General features: G+C 43.3%; 21 protein-coding genes and 1 pseudogene. 6 read left to right on the plus strand and 16 right to left on the minus strand.

Going from position 1 to position 18273, the window contains the following annotated elements; genetic code table 11:
• Nucleotides 1-28: 28 nt before the first annotated feature.
• From NI469_RS08905 to ppx, 5 genes are read right to left on the minus strand one after another with little or no spacing between them, the layout of a single operon-like run.
• On the minus strand, nt 29-598 hold the full coding sequence (locus tag NI469_RS08905; protein WP_064094707.1) for a YggT family protein: 570 nt from the start codon (nt 596-598) through the stop codon (nt 29-31).
• A 19-nt stretch (nt 599-617) separates the two neighbouring features.
• Nucleotides 618-1457 carry a pyrroline-5-carboxylate reductase gene (gene proC / locus NI469_RS08910; protein WP_004647533.1) on the minus strand — a complete coding sequence of 280 codons (840 nt, stop codon included), beginning with the start codon at nt 1455-1457 and terminating at the stop codon, nt 618-620.
• Between the two features lie 2 nt (nt 1458-1459).
• Entirely contained in the window at nt 1460-2836 is a 1377-nt protein-coding gene (gene tilS, locus NI469_RS08915; protein WP_253174904.1) for a tRNA lysidine(34) synthetase TilS, read from the minus strand.
• The gene (locus NI469_RS08920; protein ID WP_004278263.1) at nt 2773-3597 is read right to left on the minus strand and encodes an acetyl-CoA carboxylase carboxyltransferase subunit alpha; all 825 of its coding nucleotides are present in this window, start codon (nt 3595-3597) and stop codon (nt 2773-2775) included. The genes tilS and NI469_RS08920 overlap by 64 nt, the downstream gene beginning before the upstream one ends.
• Before the next feature lie 30 nt (nt 3598-3627).
• Entirely contained in the window at nt 3628-5148 is a 1521-nt protein-coding gene (gene ppx / locus NI469_RS08925; protein WP_253174907.1) for an exopolyphosphatase, read from the minus strand.
• 272 nt (nt 5149-5420) lie between these two features.
• On the opposite strand from ppx, the gene trxA reads away from it, so the two are divergent.
• From trxA to NI469_RS08940, 3 genes are all read left to right on the plus strand, one after another.
• Nucleotides 5421-5747: a thioredoxin gene (trxA, locus tag NI469_RS08930; RefSeq protein WP_004278266.1), complete on the plus strand. Its 327-nt coding sequence runs from the start codon at nt 5421-5423 to the stop codon at nt 5745-5747.
• 322 nt (nt 5748-6069) lie between these two features.
• Nucleotides 6070-7338 carry a transcription termination factor Rho gene (rho, locus tag NI469_RS08935; protein WP_004278267.1) on the plus strand — a complete coding sequence of 423 codons (1269 nt, stop codon included), beginning with the start codon at nt 6070-6072 and terminating at the stop codon, nt 7336-7338.
• Between the two features lie 401 nt (nt 7339-7739).
• Nucleotides 7740-8039 carry a hypothetical protein gene (locus NI469_RS08940; RefSeq protein WP_071852242.1) on the plus strand — a complete coding sequence of 100 codons (300 nt, stop codon included), beginning with the start codon at nt 7740-7742 and terminating at the stop codon, nt 8037-8039.
• A 104-nt stretch (nt 8040-8143) separates the two neighbouring features.
• Here NI469_RS08940 and NI469_RS08945 read toward each other — a convergent pair whose 3' ends face one another.
• The 3 genes from NI469_RS08945 to pheS all read right to left on the minus strand — a co-directional run bounded on the left by NI469_RS08945 (nt 8144) and on the right by pheS (nt 11936).
• Complete coding sequence (locus NI469_RS08945) at nt 8144-8440, minus strand: integration host factor subunit alpha (RefSeq protein ID WP_004783565.1); 297 nt, start codon at nt 8438-8440, stop codon at nt 8144-8146.
• Entirely contained in the window at nt 8437-10818 is a 2382-nt protein-coding gene (pheT, locus tag NI469_RS08950) for a phenylalanine--tRNA ligase subunit beta (protein WP_253174914.1), read from the minus strand. The genes NI469_RS08945 and pheT overlap by 4 nt, the downstream gene beginning before the upstream one ends.
• A gap of 137 nt (nt 10819-10955) precedes the next feature.
• On the minus strand, nt 10956-11936 hold the full coding sequence (gene pheS / locus NI469_RS08955; RefSeq protein WP_004278272.1) for a phenylalanine--tRNA ligase subunit alpha: 981 nt from the start codon (nt 11934-11936) through the stop codon (nt 10956-10958).
• Nucleotides 11937-12095: 159 nt separating this feature from the next.
• Here pheS and NI469_RS08960 point away from each other — a divergent pair, with 159 nt between their 5' ends.
• Complete coding sequence (locus NI469_RS08960) at nt 12096-13121, plus strand: hypothetical protein (RefSeq protein ID WP_253174915.1); 1026 nt, start codon at nt 12096-12098, stop codon at nt 13119-13121.
• A 525-nt stretch (nt 13122-13646) separates the two neighbouring features.
• Here the strand turns inward: NI469_RS08960 and NI469_RS08965 are convergent.
• The 7 genes and pseudogenes from NI469_RS08965 to NI469_RS08995 all read right to left on the minus strand — a co-directional run.
• Nucleotides 13647-13784, minus strand: a pseudogene (locus NI469_RS08965) (GNAT family N-acetyltransferase); the annotation flags it as partial.
• Nucleotides 13785-13799: 15 nt separating this feature from the next.
• Nucleotides 13800-13955, minus strand: coding sequence for a hypothetical protein (locus tag NI469_RS08970; protein ID WP_004732946.1), 156 nt, complete (start codon nt 13953-13955; stop codon nt 13800-13802).
• A gap of 156 nt (nt 13956-14111) precedes the next feature.
• Nucleotides 14112-14471, minus strand: coding sequence for a 50S ribosomal protein L20 (gene rplT / locus NI469_RS08975; RefSeq protein ID WP_004647525.1), 360 nt, complete (start codon nt 14469-14471; stop codon nt 14112-14114).
• Nucleotides 14472-14482: 11 nt separating this feature from the next.
• Nucleotides 14483-14677, minus strand: coding sequence for a 50S ribosomal protein L35 (rpmI, locus tag NI469_RS08980; protein ID WP_004278281.1), 195 nt, complete (start codon nt 14675-14677; stop codon nt 14483-14485).
• A 186-nt stretch (nt 14678-14863) separates the two neighbouring features.
• Nucleotides 14864-15286, minus strand: a complete 423-nt coding sequence (locus NI469_RS08985; protein WP_216986551.1) for a YqaA family protein — start codon at nt 15284-15286, stop codon at nt 14864-14866.
• 7 nt (nt 15287-15293) lie between these two features.
• Nucleotides 15294-15584, minus strand: a complete 291-nt coding sequence (locus tag NI469_RS08990) for a hypothetical protein (RefSeq protein ID WP_004647523.1) — start codon at nt 15582-15584, stop codon at nt 15294-15296.
• 74 nt (nt 15585-15658) lie between these two features.
• Nucleotides 15659-16279 (minus strand): glutathione S-transferase family protein, encoded by a 621-nt coding sequence (locus NI469_RS08995; protein ID WP_004732952.1) that lies wholly within the window; start codon nt 16277-16279, stop codon nt 15659-15661.
• Nucleotides 16280-16562: 283 nt separating this feature from the next.
• Between NI469_RS08995 and NI469_RS09000 the strand changes: the two genes are divergently transcribed.
• Together NI469_RS09000 and NI469_RS09005 are read left to right on the plus strand one after the other, a co-directional pair.
• Nucleotides 16563-17018 (plus strand): Hsp20 family protein, encoded by a 456-nt coding sequence (locus NI469_RS09000; RefSeq protein ID WP_004647520.1) that lies wholly within the window; start codon nt 16563-16565, stop codon nt 17016-17018.
• Between the two features lie 104 nt (nt 17019-17122).
• The gene (locus NI469_RS09005; RefSeq protein WP_153566419.1) at nt 17123-17674 is read left to right on the plus strand and encodes a hypothetical protein; all 552 of its coding nucleotides are present in this window, start codon (nt 17123-17125) and stop codon (nt 17672-17674) included.
• Between the two features lie 43 nt (nt 17675-17717).
• On the opposite strand, the gene infC is transcribed toward NI469_RS09005, so the two are convergent.
• The gene (infC, locus tag NI469_RS09010; protein WP_071850398.1) at nt 17718-18269 is read right to left on the minus strand and encodes a translation initiation factor IF-3; all 552 of its coding nucleotides are present in this window, start codon (nt 18267-18269) and stop codon (nt 17718-17720) included.
• Between the last annotated feature and the right edge of the window lie 4 nt (nt 18270-18273).

Here is an 18273-nt window from a genome sequence, read left to right on the forward strand (position 1 = left end):
CCTCAGCGTCCTTTTCTTTTCATTCAGATTAAAAACCCGTTAACAATACAATTGCCACCTGGTTCATGATCATTTCAATCACAATCAAGGCCAGAATTGCCAGGATTGGAGACAGGTCAATCATGCCCATATTCGGCATAATCCGGCGGAAAGGTGCCAGCAATGGCTCGGCAAGTTCCTGAACTACTTCAATATAAGGTGAACGGGATTGGGTAAACATCACCACCCAGCTTAAAATAATGGTAGCGAAAATCAAGTAACGACAGAAACGGATCAAATCCTGCATCATGGTGACAAAAGTCAGAATGAGCAAATGCACAGGACCATTCGGCATGCCACCAGACAGATACATCATGCCGAAAATTTTCAGCAAATACAGCACTACCAAAAGTGCCAGTGCCGCAGTATTAACCCGCCCTTTGCCCATCGTAGGGAAAATACGCCCGAATACATCTACAATTTTAGTGGCTTTCACAGTAGAAAGAACCACAGGATTGTAGGGACTGACGGCTGCCAGTTGCATTAAAAATCGGAAGAATACGAGCAAAATCGCGACGTTAATGATAATGCCAAAAATTAGCGCAGAATTTGCACCCATACTTGAACTTTCCTAAAAATTAAACTGAAGATTTGCTGCTTTCACTGAGCTCTTGAGCTAGTTCCTGACTGCGTTTTTGCGCAGCAGCAAGTGCTGCCTGAATATTCTGAGAAATTTGCGCGCGGTCAAAGACTTCAAGTGCCGCCTGTGTAGTCCCATTTGGAGAAGTCACATTTTTACGTAACTCAGCCGGCGTATTCGAGCTGGTAATCGCCATTTGCGCCGCGCCTAAAGCGGTCTGCAAAGTCAGTGCGGTTGCAACTTTTTCATCCAGACCTAAATTTTTACCCGCACGAATCATACTTTCCATCATATAGAAAAAGTAAGCTGGCCCCGAACCCGAGACTGCAGTGACTGCATCAATTTGTGCTTCTGAGTCGACCCAAATGGTTAATCCAGTTGATGCCAAAACCTGACTGGCCAACTCACGGTCACTGGTTTCCACAAATGCATTGGCATATAAACCATGTGCCCCGGTCTGTACCAATGCTGGCGTATTCGGCATGACCCGGACAATACGCTCTGTCCCCAACAATGCTGACAATGTGGCAATTTCTGCACCGGCAACAATGGAAATAATCAGTTTATTATTAACCAGACCTTTTAAAGGTTGCAGCACTTGAGCCAAAACCTGAGGTTTTACCGCCAGCACAACAATATCTGCATCCTGAATTGCAGCGCTATTATCCCCGGTCACATTAATTTCTTTTTCCGCCAATAAAGCACGGACTTTTTCGACCGGATCAGAAACTGTAATACGTGTTGCTGGCAAACCACGTGAAATCAGACCGCCAATTAAGGCTTGGGCCATATTACCGCCACCAATAAAACAGATATTACAATTTAAAGCTGCACTCATGTTCAATGCTCATCGTTGAGTTCTAAAGTTGAAGAAACCGACATCGGCAGCCATCCACCTGCTTCACAATATGCAGATTGAGCCAACCAAAATCCTTTAGGGGTAAACACGCCTAGCATAACATTATCTGCGCTTAATATTTGAATAGTATGCCGAGCCCAGGGAAATATTTGCGCTTCCTGAATGGCTTTTTTCAGCGGCCAGGTACCGACACGGCCATATAAATGAATTTTTTCGCCACCCTGACGCTGCTGCAAATGCAAAGGTTGCTGCAATAATGCAGCAGATAAACCGAGCTGTGCAGGCGCAATGGTAAATTTCCCTGACAAAACCTGCACGCTGTCTTTTAAAGCGAATTTTATAGTTTTCGGGCTAGTTTGAACTTGTTGTTGATCAGCTAAATAGATCTCTGCGGCCAAACGATATAATTGCTGCTGATAGCGTACATAGTAAAAGCCTTGCCAATACAATGCCGCCTGAGCATCTTGCTTGGCATAAATCACTTCGCGTTGCAAACGCTCTACCATCGCTAAAGATGGACGATACTGTTCTTTACCTTTCATCCAGGCAGAGAGCAATTGACGTTGTCGTGATTTTGAAAGCTGTAAAAATTTACCAAGATCGAGCTGCGTTTCAGTTCCACAAGATGCTAAATCCTGTTGCAGCACTTCTTGTAAAATGTCTTGAGCATCCTGCATCAGCTCACTGGTTCGCACCAAGGCGGCTTGCATTTTAGGATAACGTTCGCTTAATACCGGCCACAGCGTCTGGCGTGCCCAGGCCCGGTCATAATAGGTATCAGCATTGGTCGGATCTTCAATATTCTGAACATTCAGGTCTGATGCCCATTGGCAAATCTGCTCACGGGAAATATTCAGTAGTGGCCGCCAAATCGTCAGATTTTCACGTATATCGATCTGTTTCATTGCCGCTAAGCCGTCAACACCGGCACCAGACAATAAACGTAGCATCAGGGTTTCCGCCTGATCCTGCTGATGATGTGCCAGCACCAATATTTCATCCGCTTGCAAATGTTGCAGATAAGCCTGATAACGTGAATTGCGCGCTTGCTGTTCCAGATTGCCACTAGCGACATGAACTGGCTGGATGATGCAGGGAATATTCAGTTGCTGACATTGATGTGCAACGAACTTGCCCCAATCTGCGCTGAGTGCTTGTAACTGATGATCGATATAAATCGCCCGAACTTTTTCCGGGCATAAAAAAAACATCAGATGCAGCAACAGCATAGAATCTACGCCGCCACTGCATCCGATGAGAAATTTTGTCTCTGCAGGAAAGTCCTGCAGCTGTTTTAAGAAACCAGACCTAAATTGTCGCTGCCAAACTTCATTAAACGTTGGTAACGTGCTTCGCATCGTGCTTGCGCTTCCATTGGTTGCAGTTCATTCAAAGCTTCTTTCAGCACTGCTTTCAAGCTGTTCATGACCTGATCCGGATTTAAATGAGCACCCTCGCCTTCATCCACCACATATTCTACAATACCCATTTTCTGCAATTTTTCTGCAGTCAGAGCCAAGGCTTCACTGGCCTGTTCAGCTTTTTCAGCGGTTTTCCAGAGAATTGAGGCACAGCCTTCCGGTGAAATCACCGAATAAATACTGTGAGAGAGCATCACCACACGGTCTGCCACCCCAATACCCAGCGCACCCCCTGAACCGCCTTCACCCAATACAGTTGCAATCACAGGTACTTTCAAATTAGAAAGCTGAGCCAGACTGGTGGCAATTGCTTCAGCCTGACCACGTTCTTCTGCACCGACACCCGGATAAGCACCCATGGTATCAATAAAGGTGAATACTGGAAGATTGAAACGCTCTGCCATGTCTAGCAGACGCTGTGCCTTACGATAACCTTCTGGGTTACTCATGCCGAAATTATGCTGTAATTTTTCACGGGTACTACGACCACGATGCTGACCGACGATCATCACCGGTTGACCATCAAAACGAGCCAGACCACCGATCATCGCGCCATCATCACCATATAGGCGGTCACCATGTAAAGCATCAAATTCAGTGAATATTTCACCCACATAGTCCAGGAATTGTGGACGTTCTGGATGACGTGCAATCTGCACTGTCGCCCATGCTTTTGATGGAGTTGCTTTATTTTTCATAGGTTAACCGTTTTCATCCCTATAAAGGTATTAATTAACAAACTGTTCGGATTGAATCGAGAGTTCAATCTCCCAATTTTTAAATTGCTGCTGTTCATCGTGCAGTTCAGCGACCAGCAATGGCCATTGCTTGGCATCACCAGACACGCTGAGTTGCCATTGTTGCGCATTTTCAACCTTGAGTTCAATGGCAGGAAGCATCTCATCGCTACGACTGTGATTGACCAAAACCGACAGACGAAGCAGCAGACATAACCATAAAAGTTTAGATCCACCGACTTTCATCACATCAATCTTGGCATCAGCGCGCAATTTGCGCCGATGGTGCGCGACCAAATGTGACAAATGATTTTGATCAACTTGCGAGAAACCGGCAATATCCGAGTGTTGTAATAAATACGCGCCATGACGATGATAGCCACTGTGACTGATGGCCAAACCAATCTCATGGAGATAGGCAGCACGACGTAACAGGTCACTATCTTCAACACTCAAACCGAGTTTACTGGCCACGTCATTAAACAGTTTCTGTGCCGTCTGAACCACACGCTCAGCCTGCTTGGCATCGGCATTGTATCGACCAATCAAGGCATGTACGGAACGATCACGGATATCTTCATGCTTGAAACGGCCAAGCAAGTCATACATCACGCCTTCACGTAGCGCACCATCAGAATAGACCAAATGATCAATTCCCAGTATATCAAAGACTGCATACAGAATGGCAATACCAGCAGGTAAGACGGCACGACGATCATCTTTCAGACCTTCGAATTCCATATCTGAGACATATTTATATTTAAGCAGTTTGTCTTTAAGCTTTTCCAGGCCTTCACGCGTCAACTGTTCGCGATCATTGCTCCAGCCCATATTGACGCAAATCTGGCGACAGGCTTTAATGGTACCACTCGAGCCGACGACAGCATCCCAACCGGCTTCTTTATAAGTATTGGCAATTCCGGAAATTTCTTTACGTGCCGCAGTAACTGCTTTATCAAAGGCTTTGGCGCTAATTTCACCATCCTGAAAATAAGCTTTGGTAAATGCTACACAGCCCATTTGTACTGATTCGGTATGAATCGGCTCGAATTCTTCACCGATAATCAGCTCGGTTGAACCGCCACCGATATCAACCACCAGACGACGACCGCTGTTGGCCATGGTATGCGATACACCCAAATAAATCAGTCGGGCTTCTTCACGGCCGGCAATAATTTCGATCGGTTTCGGTAAAATTTCTGCGGCTTTCTGGATAAATTCATGACCATTTTTGGCTTGACGTAAAGCATTCGTCGCCACGATCCGTAATCGGTTCGGCTGAACTGCACCTAAACGTCCAACGAAACGGGCCAGACAGGCCAAACCGCGTTGCTGTGCGGCTTCGGTTAAATTCTTATTTTCGTCTAGTCCTGCGGCAAGCTGAACTTTTTCTGACATTGATGCCACTTTCTTCACTTCGCCATGATCTACACGGGCGATGGCCAAATGAAAGCTGTTTGATCCCATATCGATGGCGGCAAGTAATTCTTCATCAATCAAAAAGTCAGACATTCCAGAAATAAACCTTTAACGAATTGTGCTTAGAGTAATTCACATGCATGCAATTTAAAAGCCATTTGTAGCGACAATTTAATGCCTTATTCTTTTTTGTATCGGGAATAGTATCGGGAATAATAGTGAGACACGATCATCACTATCGTGATCATCCATTAGACAAAATAACATTAAGCATTGAAAATTTACAGATTCCCCTACATTGTTAAAGATGGCTATGTAATACTAATAATTAGTTATCTTTAAAATATTAATCTGGAGCACATTCCATGTCTGGCAACATCGTAAACACTACTGACGCAAACTTCGAAGCAGACGTTCTTCAATCAGACGTTCCTGTACTGGTGGACTTTTGGGCAGGCTGGTGTGCACCATGTAAAGCAATTGCACCTGTACTTGAAGTGCTTGCCGATGAATACCAGGGCAAAGTTAAAATCGTGAAAGTTGACGTAACTTCTTGCGAACAAACTGCTGTAAATTTCAACATCCGTAACATCCCGGCTTTGTTGATGTTCAAAAATGGTGAAGTTGTTGCGACTCAAGTCGGTGCTGCACCAAAATCTAAACTGACTGCATTTATTGATGACAATATCTAAGCACAGCATTTTTAGTGAAAAATACGCGACTCATGCTCGCGTATTTTTTTCGGCTATAAATTGACAAAGCCGGCATTATCTCTTATATTCGCTACTCAAGAGATAAAGGATCCTAAATCCTGTCAATTTCTTACAAGACACATTACATAAGATGCCGCTCGGCAATAGAAATTGTTTTTCACATTTTCCTTTGAAACACTCAAACAGATCTCTGAATTGTTCTTTTGCAAATTCAATTGCTTTCGTTTGAATGCTGGTATGCGGCCGAATGTTACTCCCTTTCTAACCTGTACCTCAGAACTTTGATTCTATCTGACCACCTATGAATTTAACCGAACTCAAGAAAAAACCGATTGGCGAACTCATCAAGATTGCCGAGTTTATGGGCCTCGAAGGTATGGCTCGTAACCGTAAGCAAGACATTATTTTTGCCATCTTAAAACGTCATGCAATGAATGGCGAAGAGATTTTTGGTGATGGCGTTCTAGAAATTTTGTCAGATGGTTTTGGCTTTTTACGCTCAGCCGCAGGTTCTTATTTAGCAGGTCCTGACGATATTTATGTCAGCCCTTCTCAAATTCGTCGTTTTAACCTCCGTACTGGCGACACCATTACTGGCACCATTCGCCCGCCGAAAGAAGGCGAACGTTATTTTGCTTTACTTAAAGTCAATCAGATTAACTACGACACACCTGAAAATTCACGTAACAAGATTCTGTTTGAAAACTTGACCCCATTATTCCCGACCGAACAGTTGGTGATGGAGTTAGGCAATGGTACCACTGAAGATTTAACCACCCGTGTGATCGACCTAGTGGCCCCGATTGGTAAAGGCCAGCGTTCAATTATTGTGGCTCCGCCGAAAGCGGGTAAAACCATGCTGCTGCAAAGCATTGCACAGTCCATCGTTCGCAATAATCCTGAAGTTATTCTGATCGTTCTCCTGATTGATGAACGTCCAGAAGAAGTGACCGAGATGGAACGTACGGTTCGCGGTGAAGTCGTGGCTTCTACCTTTGATGAATCTCCTGCACGTCACGTTCAAGTTGCTGAAATGGTGATTGAAAAAGCAAAACGTCTGGTTGAACACAAGAAAGATGTGGTGATTTTGCTTGACTCGATTACCCGTCTGGCACGTGCTTATAACACTGTGATTCCTTCATCAGGCAAGGTATTAACCGGTGGTGTAGATGCGCATGCCTTAGAACGTCCTAAACGTTTCTTTGGTGCTGCACGTAATATCGAAGAAGGCGGTTCACTGACCATCATTTCTACTGCCCTGATTGAAACAGGTAGTAAAATGGATGAAGTGATTTACGAAGAATTCAAAGGTACAGGTAACCAGGAAATTACCCTTGATCGTCGTATTGCTGAAAAACGCGTATTCCCTGCGATGAACATCAAGAAATCTGGTACTCGCCGTGAAGAACGCCTGATGTCGGAAGACAATCTGCGTAAAGTCTGGATTCTGCGCAAGCTGTTGCATACTCAAGATGAGTTGGCGGCAATGGAATTCTTACTGGATCGCATGAAAGAAACCAAGACCAACGATGATTTCTTTGATCAGATGAAACGCAAAGCTTCAAATTAAAATTTCAAATGAAAGGTCACCTAAGCGGTGGCCTTTTTTAGGTTGACATAAATTACAGAATGAAACAATCAAGCCTGATTTATGTAAACTTATTTTTAAGTTTTTGATTAATAAAATATTCAGATTAAAAATTGTATAACTTTTAAGTGTTTAACAAGCCTTTCTCCAATCTAAATGTTTCATTCCATTGTTATTTTCTGTTAAAAACTTCTTATTTTTTATCGTTTTTCCGTACTTTTTTGATCATTGCCAGTAGCAATTAAAAATGTGCAGTGATAGCATATTTGCAGACCAGTTAGACTGCTCCTGCGTTGTTAGTCCCTAACACAATTAGGAACAATAAAAGCACTTAACAGACTAACTTTGGTTTTTTTTAATCTCAATTTTTAGAGAGTGATGCCATGTTATTCAAAAAAATCGCTATTGCTGCTGCAGTTGCTACTACTTTAGCTTTCGTTGGTTGTGCTAAAAAAGCTGACGACGCTGCTGCTGACGCTAACCAAGCTGCTTCTGAAGCTGTAGAAGCTGCTTCTGAAGCTGAAGCTGCTGCTGACGCTGCTGCTGTAGAAGCTACTGACGTTGAAGCTTCTTCTGAAGTTGCTGCTGAAGTTGACGCTGCATCTGAAGCTGAAGCTGCTGCTGCAGTTGCTACTGAAGCTGCTGCTGACGCTACTGCTGCTTCTGAAGCTGCTGCTCAATAATCTTTTAGATTATTCAGTACAAAAAAAGAGAGCCTTTGGCTCTCTTTTTTTATTTTAGAAACTGAAATTTAAAAATATTAGATTTCAGCTTTTAAAAAAGCAGATCAGTTGATCTGCTCATTTCCCACACGTTGACGGAACTTCTGTCCCGCACGGAAGGTTACTACACGGCGTGCAGAAATCGGAATCTCTTCACCCGTTTTCGGGTTACGGCCTGGACGTTGACGCTTGTCACGCAACTCAAAATTACCAAAACCCGAAAGTTTTACTTGCTCGCCTGAGATGAGCGCCTGGCTAATCTCATCGAAGAACAACTCAACCATTTGTTTTGCTTCACGACGGTTTAAACTCGTGAGCTCACTTAAATGATCAGCCATTTCTGCTTTAGTTAGTGCTGTCATGAAGCCCTCAATGTCGCTTGGTAAGTGTTTTCTAACACTTGAAGGATATTATCCATACCTGATTTAATTTCAGCATCTTCCAGTGTACGGTTTGGATGCTGCCAGAGAAGTGCAAATGCCAGTGAGCGTTTCCCTTCTTCTACTCCTTGTCCAGTGTACACATCGAACAACCAAGTTGAGTCTAAAAGCTCTCCGCCTGTTTTTTCGATAAGTCCCTGAATTTCGCTAACATTAATCTTATCACTAATTAAAAGCGCAATATCACGTCGAACCGATGGAAAACGTGATAATTCTGTAAAATTAGATACATAAGTTTGCAAAACAGCCGCTTGATCCAATTCTGCTACCCATGTGGTTGCCAGATCAAGTTCGTCTTCAAGTGAGGGATGTAAACGCCCCAAGTAACCAATTGATTGACCATTCACGAGAATTTCTGCGGATTGCCCTGGGTGCAACCAGCTACGCTCTGAACGCACATATTCTACTTTGACACGACCAGCAGCCAGAATTTCTTCTACATCACCCTTAAAGTCAAAGAAGTCCATTGGCTGTGCCTTACCATGCCAAGACTCAGCATGACGTGAACCAGTCGCAATCAATGCAAAAGTTGGAATCTGTTTTAAATCATGGATGCTGCTGGCTTCTTGATAGTCGAAACGCAGACCGAGCTCAAAGAAACGTACACGGCTTTGCTGGCGGTTGACATTGTACTGAACACAAGGAATCAGGCTAGACAGCAAGGTTGAACGCATCACAGCCAAATCACTTGAAATTGGATTAGCTAATGCTAATGGATTCACACTGGAATTAAGTTGCTTTTCAAGTTTTAGGTCTGAGAAGCTAAAGCTGATCGCTTCTTGGTAACCTAAAGTTACGGCAGTTTGACGGAGTTGGCCCAACTCAAATTGATCTTGGTATTTCGCCAATTTCACATCAATCACAGGCAGACTGATTTGAATATTGTCATAACCGTGAATACGTGCCACTTCTTCAATCAAATCTTGATAGATCACCATGTCATAACGATGTGATGGCGGCACTACAGACCACTCACCTTCTGCTTTTACTGTAACTTCACAACCTAAACGGGTTAAAGCATCAGTAATGAACGCTGAGTCAACACTATAACCTAGCAGTTGATCGACTTGGGCTTGATTCAATTCAATTGCGTCACGTGTTGGCAATAGAGCCGCATTTTCGGCAACTGTAATTGGTCCGAACTCACCGCCCGCAAGTTCCGCAATCAATTGTGATGCGCGGTGCATAGCGATCAATGGCAATTCAAAATCGACACCACGTTCATAACGCTGAGAAGCATCAGTATGCAGGCCAAAGCTACGTGCACGACCGGCAATATGCAGTGGCGCGAAGAATGCTGATTCCAGGAAAATTTCAGTGGTTGCATCGCTGACTGCTGAAAACAAGCCACCCATAATACCAGCAATGGCCAATGCTTTTTCATCATCTGCAATCACCATCACTTTTTCATTCAGCTCCACTTCTTGTTCATTGAGCAAAACTAACTTTTCATCTTCTGTCGCTTGACGTACATGTACCGCGCCTTGAACTTTGCCGCCATCAAATGCGTGTAGCGGTTGACCCAGCTCCATCAGCACATAGTTGGTAATATCGACCAGAATGCTGTGCTGACGGATACCTGAACGTGCCAATGCACGCTCCATCCATACAGGAGTCACAGCCTTGGTATTGACGTTCTTGATCACACGACCCAAGTAACGTGGACAGCCTTCAGTCGATACAACGACTTTCTTTTCTTCGCTAATAGTCGCAGCTACTTCTTTAATTTCAGGGGCAGTTACTGGCAATTGGTTAATCACACCAATTTCACGTGCGATCCCGCGAATACTGAAGCAGTCCCCACGGTTCGGTGTAATGCTGATGTCAATCACGTTGTCATCAAGGTCTAGATATTCACGAATGTTCATACCTACTGGTGCATCCGCTGGAAGCTCTAACAAACCATCAATTTTATCTTCTAAATCGATTTCTGAAGCGCCGCACAGCATGCCTTGTGACTCGATACCACGTAGCTTGCCTTTCTTGATTTTGAAATCGCCCGGAAGTACTGCACCAATGGTCGCAACTGGCGCTTTCATGCCGGCACGTACGTTTGGCGCACCACATACAATTTGCAATGGTTCATCTGAACCGATATTGACAGTGGTCACACGTAAGCGATCTGCATCAGGATGCTGTTCTACAGTCAGAACCTCACCGACCACAACACCTGTAAATGGTTTTGCTGCTGGTGCAAGCTCATCAACTTCAAGACCTAACATGGTCAATTGATCAGAAAGTTTATCGCTATCGATGGCTGGGTTGACCCATGTGCGTAGCCAATTTTCGCTAATTTTCATTGATATAAAACCTGTAATTCAAATCTCTAGAATCCCCCTCTGCCCCCCCCATTTTCCAAAGGGGGAGAACTCCATCTATTTCGCGGAGTCCCTCTCCTTTTTAAAAGGAGAGGTTAGGAGAGGATTATTAAAAAGTTTTAAGCAAACTGGCGTAAGAAACGCACATCGTTTTGGAAGAACATACGTAAGTCATTCACGCCATAACGAAGCATTGCAAAACGTTCAACACCCAGACCAAAAGCAAAGCCTTTGTATTTTTCAGGATCAATGCCAGCAGCTTGCAGCACATTCGGATGCACCATACCGCAGCCCAATACTTCTAACCAGCGACCGCGTTCATCCATAATATCCACTTCCGCACTCGGCTCGGTGAACGGGAAATAAGATGGACGGAAACGTACTTTCAAATCTTTTTCGAAGAATTCGTTCAGCAGGTTAATCAGCAAACCTTTCAGTTCCGCGAAGCTGGTATTTTCAGCCACGTATAAACCTTCGATCTGATGGAACATCGGCGAGTGGGTTTGATCCGAATCACAACGGTAAACACGGCCCGGACACACGATCTGGATTGGTGGCTGCTGTGTTTCCATGGTACGAATCTGCACACCAGACGTATGCGTACGCAACAAATGGTTCACATCGAAATAGAAGGTATCGTGCATGGCACGCGCCGGGTGATGACCCGGAATATTCAGTGCTTCAAAGTTGTGATAGTCATCTTCAACTTCAGGACCTGTTGCAACCGTAAAACCTGCCTTGGTAAAGAACTGGCAAATACGCTCTTGCACCTGGGTCACTGGATGGATACTGCCCACCTGTTGGCCACGACCTGGTAAAGTAATATCAATGGTTTCGCTTGCCAGTTTTTGTTCTAAGGCAGCTTTATGCAATTCTGCCTGACGTGAGGTCAATGCAGCGGTAATAGTTTCACGTACAGCATGGATTTGTGCGCCGAAGACTTTACGTTCTTCAGGATCCATTTTACCAAGCGACTTAGATTGTTCCGCGAGCTGGCTTTTTTTCCCCGTAAATTGCACTCGTACTTGATCAAGTGCAGCAAGGTCTTGAGCTGCTGCAATCGCAGCGAGCGCTTCAGTGGTCAGGGCTTCCAGTGACATAGTAACTCTCAAAGCAACAGGTTAAAAAATATTTTAAAAACCCCACATTCTAACAGTTTTTAGACACTTTGATGAAGATGCGTTTTAAGGAAAATTAGATTGGCATGATTAAATATAAAAAGTATAAGATAAACACAATATCAATCAGATCAAATCACTATGGCACTCGATCAAATTTGGAAACAGCAACTAACCCTCGTCACTTACGGCAATGAGTATTTGACTCAAGACCTGAGTTTCAATCGTTGGATTCAACATTCCATTTTTAATCAGCATCAGTTTGCCTTTCGGGATCTGATATCACAACACCTGCTGGCCCAGCATTTCCAGATCTGGCTGGAAGGCCTGAAAAAACAAGGCGTGCGTCGCCTCAGCTTGCATCGCTCTGATTTACTGGTTGATGAAAAAAATCCGAATGCCAATGTCGAGCTACTGCCACTGGCACATTTTATTGTCAGTCATGGTGCCAAAGCCAAAACCGCCTGGATCATTGGCAAGGAACTGCCTGAATGGTACAGCGCAGACAATGATTACGAAGCGCCTAAATCACAGCAATCTCCTTTACGCCATGAAACATTCTGGTGTTATGAGCTGAATCCTAAACTGGCCAAGCGCATTGATGTCGATCTGGAAGCCCCAAACTGGGATGATATTCAGGCCTATACCGATCATGAACTGTTTGAAAGTAGCCTTGCCCAAGATTTTACTGAACCGGCGTATACCAATTTGCCTTATTACGGCACCATGCCTGCCATTCAGGTCGATAGCGAAAGTCATTTGGCCTTAATTCCCACTGACTATTCAGCGGATTATGCTCACCAGACTTTGTACCGCCTAGATGCCTTAAATGACTTTATTCAAACTAAAATCCAACATCCCTATCGTGCAGATGGCGAAGTACTCAGCCCGGAGCAGCAACTCAATCTGCGACATTTTTCGCAAAAAATTGATGATTTAAGTGCTAAATTCATCAGCAAAGTCGCCAATCACTATAAGACCGCGCAGCTTACCCCTAAAGTTGCACCTGATCCATTTATCGGTATGAGTACTGAAGATCGTTCACCAAAAATTTCTAAAGCAGAAAAACCTCAGGACCCAGGAAAATCCAGTTCGTCTGCAAATGTGCTGACCTTAATTGTGATTACCGTGATTATCTGTCTGATTGGCTACTATTTCGGCCTTTAACATTTTACCAGAAAAGATTGAACATCCCGGGCAGAATTCAATGGAGATGTTGATACTCAGGAGCAGACATCAGCTTGAAGTAATACTGACGATTTTTGTGATGAGTTTTGATCATACAACCTATTATAAAATTGAGGTGAAGCATCTGCCTGAAAATTTCAGCATTGTTTGAATAAGCTAAAGCTGTTATTTGCTGATCGCCCGGAAATGCTCTCTTAATTGACCGATGGATATATTGAGATAAAAGGATAAATCAGCCATACATTTCTAAGGGCTGATTTATTTTCTATCGTCTTTTCCCAGGTTTTAGATTTTTCTACGTTGAGCCAGCTGGGCCAGAGTATTCAAAAATTAAATGTCCCACTGATAACATAAGTCTTTAAGATTCTCGCCCAGATCACTGGCATCTCCTTCACTGACAAAATAGGCGCCGGTCTTTTCATAAAAATAACGACTGGAATTCAGGTTCAATACGCTGCATTGCATATGCTGATAGGATTTTTCTCGACTTAAACCCAGACCCAATTAAACCAAATCACGTCCAATGCCGCGACCTTGAATATTTTGAAGCAAATAAAGTGCTCTCAATTCACTGATTGGCGCATCTACCGGAAAATTAAAAGCAGCAAAACCCAAAACTTGAGCATTTTCTTCATAGACAAATACCCGTCGATTCTCCTATTCAAGCACAGAACGCCACAAGGCGGCTCTTTGTTCTACACTCAACTTATCGAGAATTTCTGGTTTAATGATATTTTGATAGCTTTCACGCCAGCTTTGTACATGCACTTGGGCAATCGGCAGGACATCGTGTTGGGTGGCAAGTCGAATCATTATTTTTAAGCCTTATTTTTGATTATGCAATTTAACAATGACTAAAAAATATAAGATTTACAATACTGATTTTTAAATAATATTTAAAATGACTACTTTTATTTAAGCATAAAAAAAAGACCACCAAATGGCGGTCTTTTTTCAAGTCATAAAGACTTATGCAGCCAATGCATCTTTAGCTTTAGAAGCTAAAGCAGCAAACGCAACTGCGTCATGCATAGCGATGTCAGCAAGTACGCGACGGTCGATAATCACTTGAGCTTTTTTCAAGCCAGCGATCATACGGCTGTACGACAAACCATTTTGACGAGCACCAGCGTTGATACGTGCAATCCACAAAGCGCGGAATTGACGTTTCTTTTGACGACGGTCACGGTAAGCATATTGACCAGCTTTGATTACCGCTTGGAACGCTACGCGGTAAACGCGTGAACGAGCACCATAGTAACCTTTAGCGCGAGCAAGAATTTTTTTGTGACGGCGATGAGCCTGTACACCACGTTTTACACGAGCCATTTATAATCTCCTTAGATGTACGGGCACATACGACGAACTGAAGCAACGTCACTTACGTGAACCATTACACAGCCGCGCAATTGACGAATACGCTTAGCAGATTTTTTGGTCAAAATGTGGCGTTTGAACGCTTGTTTACGCTTAAAACCGTTAGCAGTCGCTTTAAAGCGTTTAGCTGCACCACGGCGAGTTTTCATCTTAGGCATAACAACCTCTTTTGAACACCTGTTCGGCTCGTTTGCACCATTACAAAACGACCTGCAGGTAAGGGAGCGAGTATTCTAAAGCATCTTTGTTTAAAACAAAAGCATCTTCACCCAATAAGCGAATTTAAAGAATGATTTCGCTCTGAAATAATATCCAAGACTGGATCAGGAAAATTATTTTCAAGTTTAGAACATGGCAAAGGCCGCATAGACAAACAGATAACGTCCAATTTTAGCGATGCTGACCATCAGCAGAAAACGGACGAGGTTTTCTTTTAATAGTCCCGCAATCAGGGTAATCGGATCACCAATGATAGGCACCCAGCTCAGCAGTAAAGACCAGTAACCATATTTCTGATAGGTCTTTTGCGCCTTGAGCATCTTATCTGCTGAAACCGGAAACCACTTTTTATTTTTATAATGCTCAATCTTGAGTCCCAGATACCAGTTCACACAAGAACCCAGTATATTCCCCAAACTGGCCACCGCAATTAACAGTACCGCACTCTGCTCACCCTGCACTAAAAGCCCCAGTAGCACAGCTTCAGACTGTAAAGGCAGTAAGGTCGCTGCACCAAAGGCAGATAGAAACAGTAAAAACAGGCTCATTAGAGCATTAACGGCTCAAGCCCATTTTTTTCTTGGCTTTACTATATTCCCAACTGGACCAAACGACTGCAGTCACCATCGCCATGATCCGCGCCCATTTATACTGCTCATTGAGCGGTGCAATTGCAGCACGTAAAATCTGCTGATCTTTGGTATTTAGGGCAGCAATCACCTGATCGATATGCACAATTTCAGCAACATACAGCACTAAACATGCAGCAATGCCGAAAAGAATGCTCCAGTAAATTCGGGTATTACTTTCAACAATCTTGGTAAAGTTCAGAAGAAAATCGTTCATATATCCATCCAATAAAAAACCACCGTAAGGGTGGCTTTATTTGCTTAAGGCTATTTTAACATAAAGGCAGACGCTTAACTGACCTGTATTGCCAACGCTTTCTGAACCGCAGGACGAGCATTCAAACGATCGATATATTTGGAAACTTCAGGATAGTCTTCCAGAGTGATCTGCTGCCAGTCATGCCGTAATAACCAAGGGAAAATGGCCATATCTGCAATCGAGTATTCGCCAGCCACATACTCCTGCCCGACCAGCTGTTTATTCAACACCCCATATAAACGCTTGCTTTCATTGACATAGCGCTCTGTGGCATAAGCAATCCGCTCAGGTGCAAAACGGCTAAAGTGATGATTTTGCCCGAGCATCGGCCCCAAACCGCCCATTTGCCACATCAGCCACTGTTCGACCTGAATACGCTTCACTTCATCGGCTGGATAAAACAGACTTGTTTTGCGACCCAGATATTGCAAGATCGCACCTGACTCAAAAATTGAAATGGCGCGGCCATGTGGCCCATCCTGATCAACAATTGCCGGGATTTTATTATTGGGAGAAATAGCCAGAAAATCGGACTGGAACTGGTCATTTTCCAGAATATTGATGGGAATAATTTGATATTCCAGCCCCATTTCTTCTAGAGCAATACTAATTTTATGGCCGTTGGGGGTGCCCCAATAATATAAATCGATCATTTTCTTCTAATACTCCCTGCACTTTTACTATGCGACGATGTACTCAACATAGAGGATTTAGAAAGAAACAACAAGTCTGCATTTTAAAATTATTTTTCAATAAATATCAAAATCTTATTAAAAATTTATATATTTTTTTCTTTTTGATCTTGAAAATTTCAGCTCCAAACACATATTTATTTCTGCATAAGGATTGCGTCAATCTTATGCGCTGTTGATGTCTGACATGACAGATCTTATTTTCTTGTTTTTATAACTTTGCTTTAGTGAGAAGGTTCTAATCATGAGTAACTTAAATCTTCATCCATTATTTCGTCGTAGTATTGGCTTTGATCGCTTGAATGACTTTATTGACTATGCCATGCAAAGCGATGCACCGAATTATCCACCGTATAATATCGAAAAGCATGGTGAAAATAATTACCGCATCGTGGTGGCAACTGCGGGTTTTCGTCAGGAAGAACTCGACATTCGTCTGGAAAATAAGTTGCTGACCATCTTGGGTAAGCCCGAAAATCAAAACAATGACAGTATTGAATTCCTGCACAAAGGCATTGCACGACGTGCATTTAAATTGTCTTTACGTCTGGATGAATATATTGAGGTCCAGCAGGCAGATTATGAAAATGGTTTATTGATCATCGACTTGCAACGCATTATTCCAGAAGAAAAATTGCCGCGTCAAATCCCGATTGGCAATAAACTGCTTATTGCAAACGATGAAAAATCAGTGGAATAAGCTTGATTAAGTACGCAAAGGAAGGTCCGCAAGGGCCTTTCTTTTTGGCTACAGATTACCTAAGCTCATGGAGGCAATACGCTTTCTGATCATAAAAATAAACCATGACTGCGCCAGAAAACATCCTGTTTCATCAAGCTAGCCCGATCATGCGCACTACGGGATATTTGCTGTTTTGTTATCCGATCGGAATATTCAGCATTTTTTATTTCAGCAGTGTGCGTAGCAATTCCAGTTTTTTCCAAGGACTATTATTTTTATGGCAGGAGTCTCCTGACTTTTATATTTATATTGGCGGCTTTCTTGGTCTTTCGCTGTTTATGCTGGGAACCAAACTCAAAATAACCTCACACGCTATTTATTATACTTTGGCCGGTTTCCGCATCAGCCTGTGCTTAAAACGACATTCGGTACAGTATAGCTTTCTGAATCCACGCTATGCTTCTCTCAAAGCACATCTCAAACGCTGGCTCTATAACATGCCAGCGCATGTGATTAGTCAACGCGATGGCACTTTGGATTTTAAATTGCATCAGTCCGGTCTGATGAATCAAATTTGCCTCGGGTTTTTCCGGATCCAACTATCGATGTTTTCCCGCCAGCAAGCCAGGGAAATTATTCAAGCTATGTACAATGCGTGGAATTTTAGAGCATAAAAAAAGCCCTGCATATGCAGGGCTTTTTTCGCTTAATGAGTGCTTACTTTTTCTTTTTAGGACCAAGTAGCATACCCATTTGACGGCCTTCCATTTTCGGCATCTGCTCAACAGTACCGAATTCAGCCACGTCAGCTTCAATTTTTTGCAATTGAGCTAGACCCAACTGTTGGTGCGCCATTTCACGACCACGGAAACGAAGCGTGATTTTCACCTTGTTACCTTCTTCAAGGAACTTGATGATTGCACGTAGTTTTACGTTGTAATCACCAACATCAGTACCCGGGCGTAGCTTGATTTCTTTCACCTGGACTTGATGTTGTTTTTTCTTCGCTTCTTTCTGCTTTTGCTTAAGATCAAACAAATGCTTGTTGAAGTCCATGATCTTACATACTGGTGGCTCAGCGTTTGCTACGATCTCAACAAGATCAAGTTCAACACTTTCTGCTGCGCGTAGGGCGTCAGCTAAGCTTACAATCCCTTTCTGCTCACCATTTTCGTCTACAAGACGGACTTCTTTCGCACGAATTTCATCATTCAAGGCAGGACGGTTTGATTTGTTACCGCCCTGTTGATTACGGTCAGGCTGTTTAATCGCT

Source organism: Acinetobacter lwoffii, from assembly GCF_024129735.1.
Classification (GTDB): domain Bacteria; phylum Pseudomonadota; class Gammaproteobacteria; order Pseudomonadales; family Moraxellaceae; genus Acinetobacter; species Acinetobacter lwoffii_H.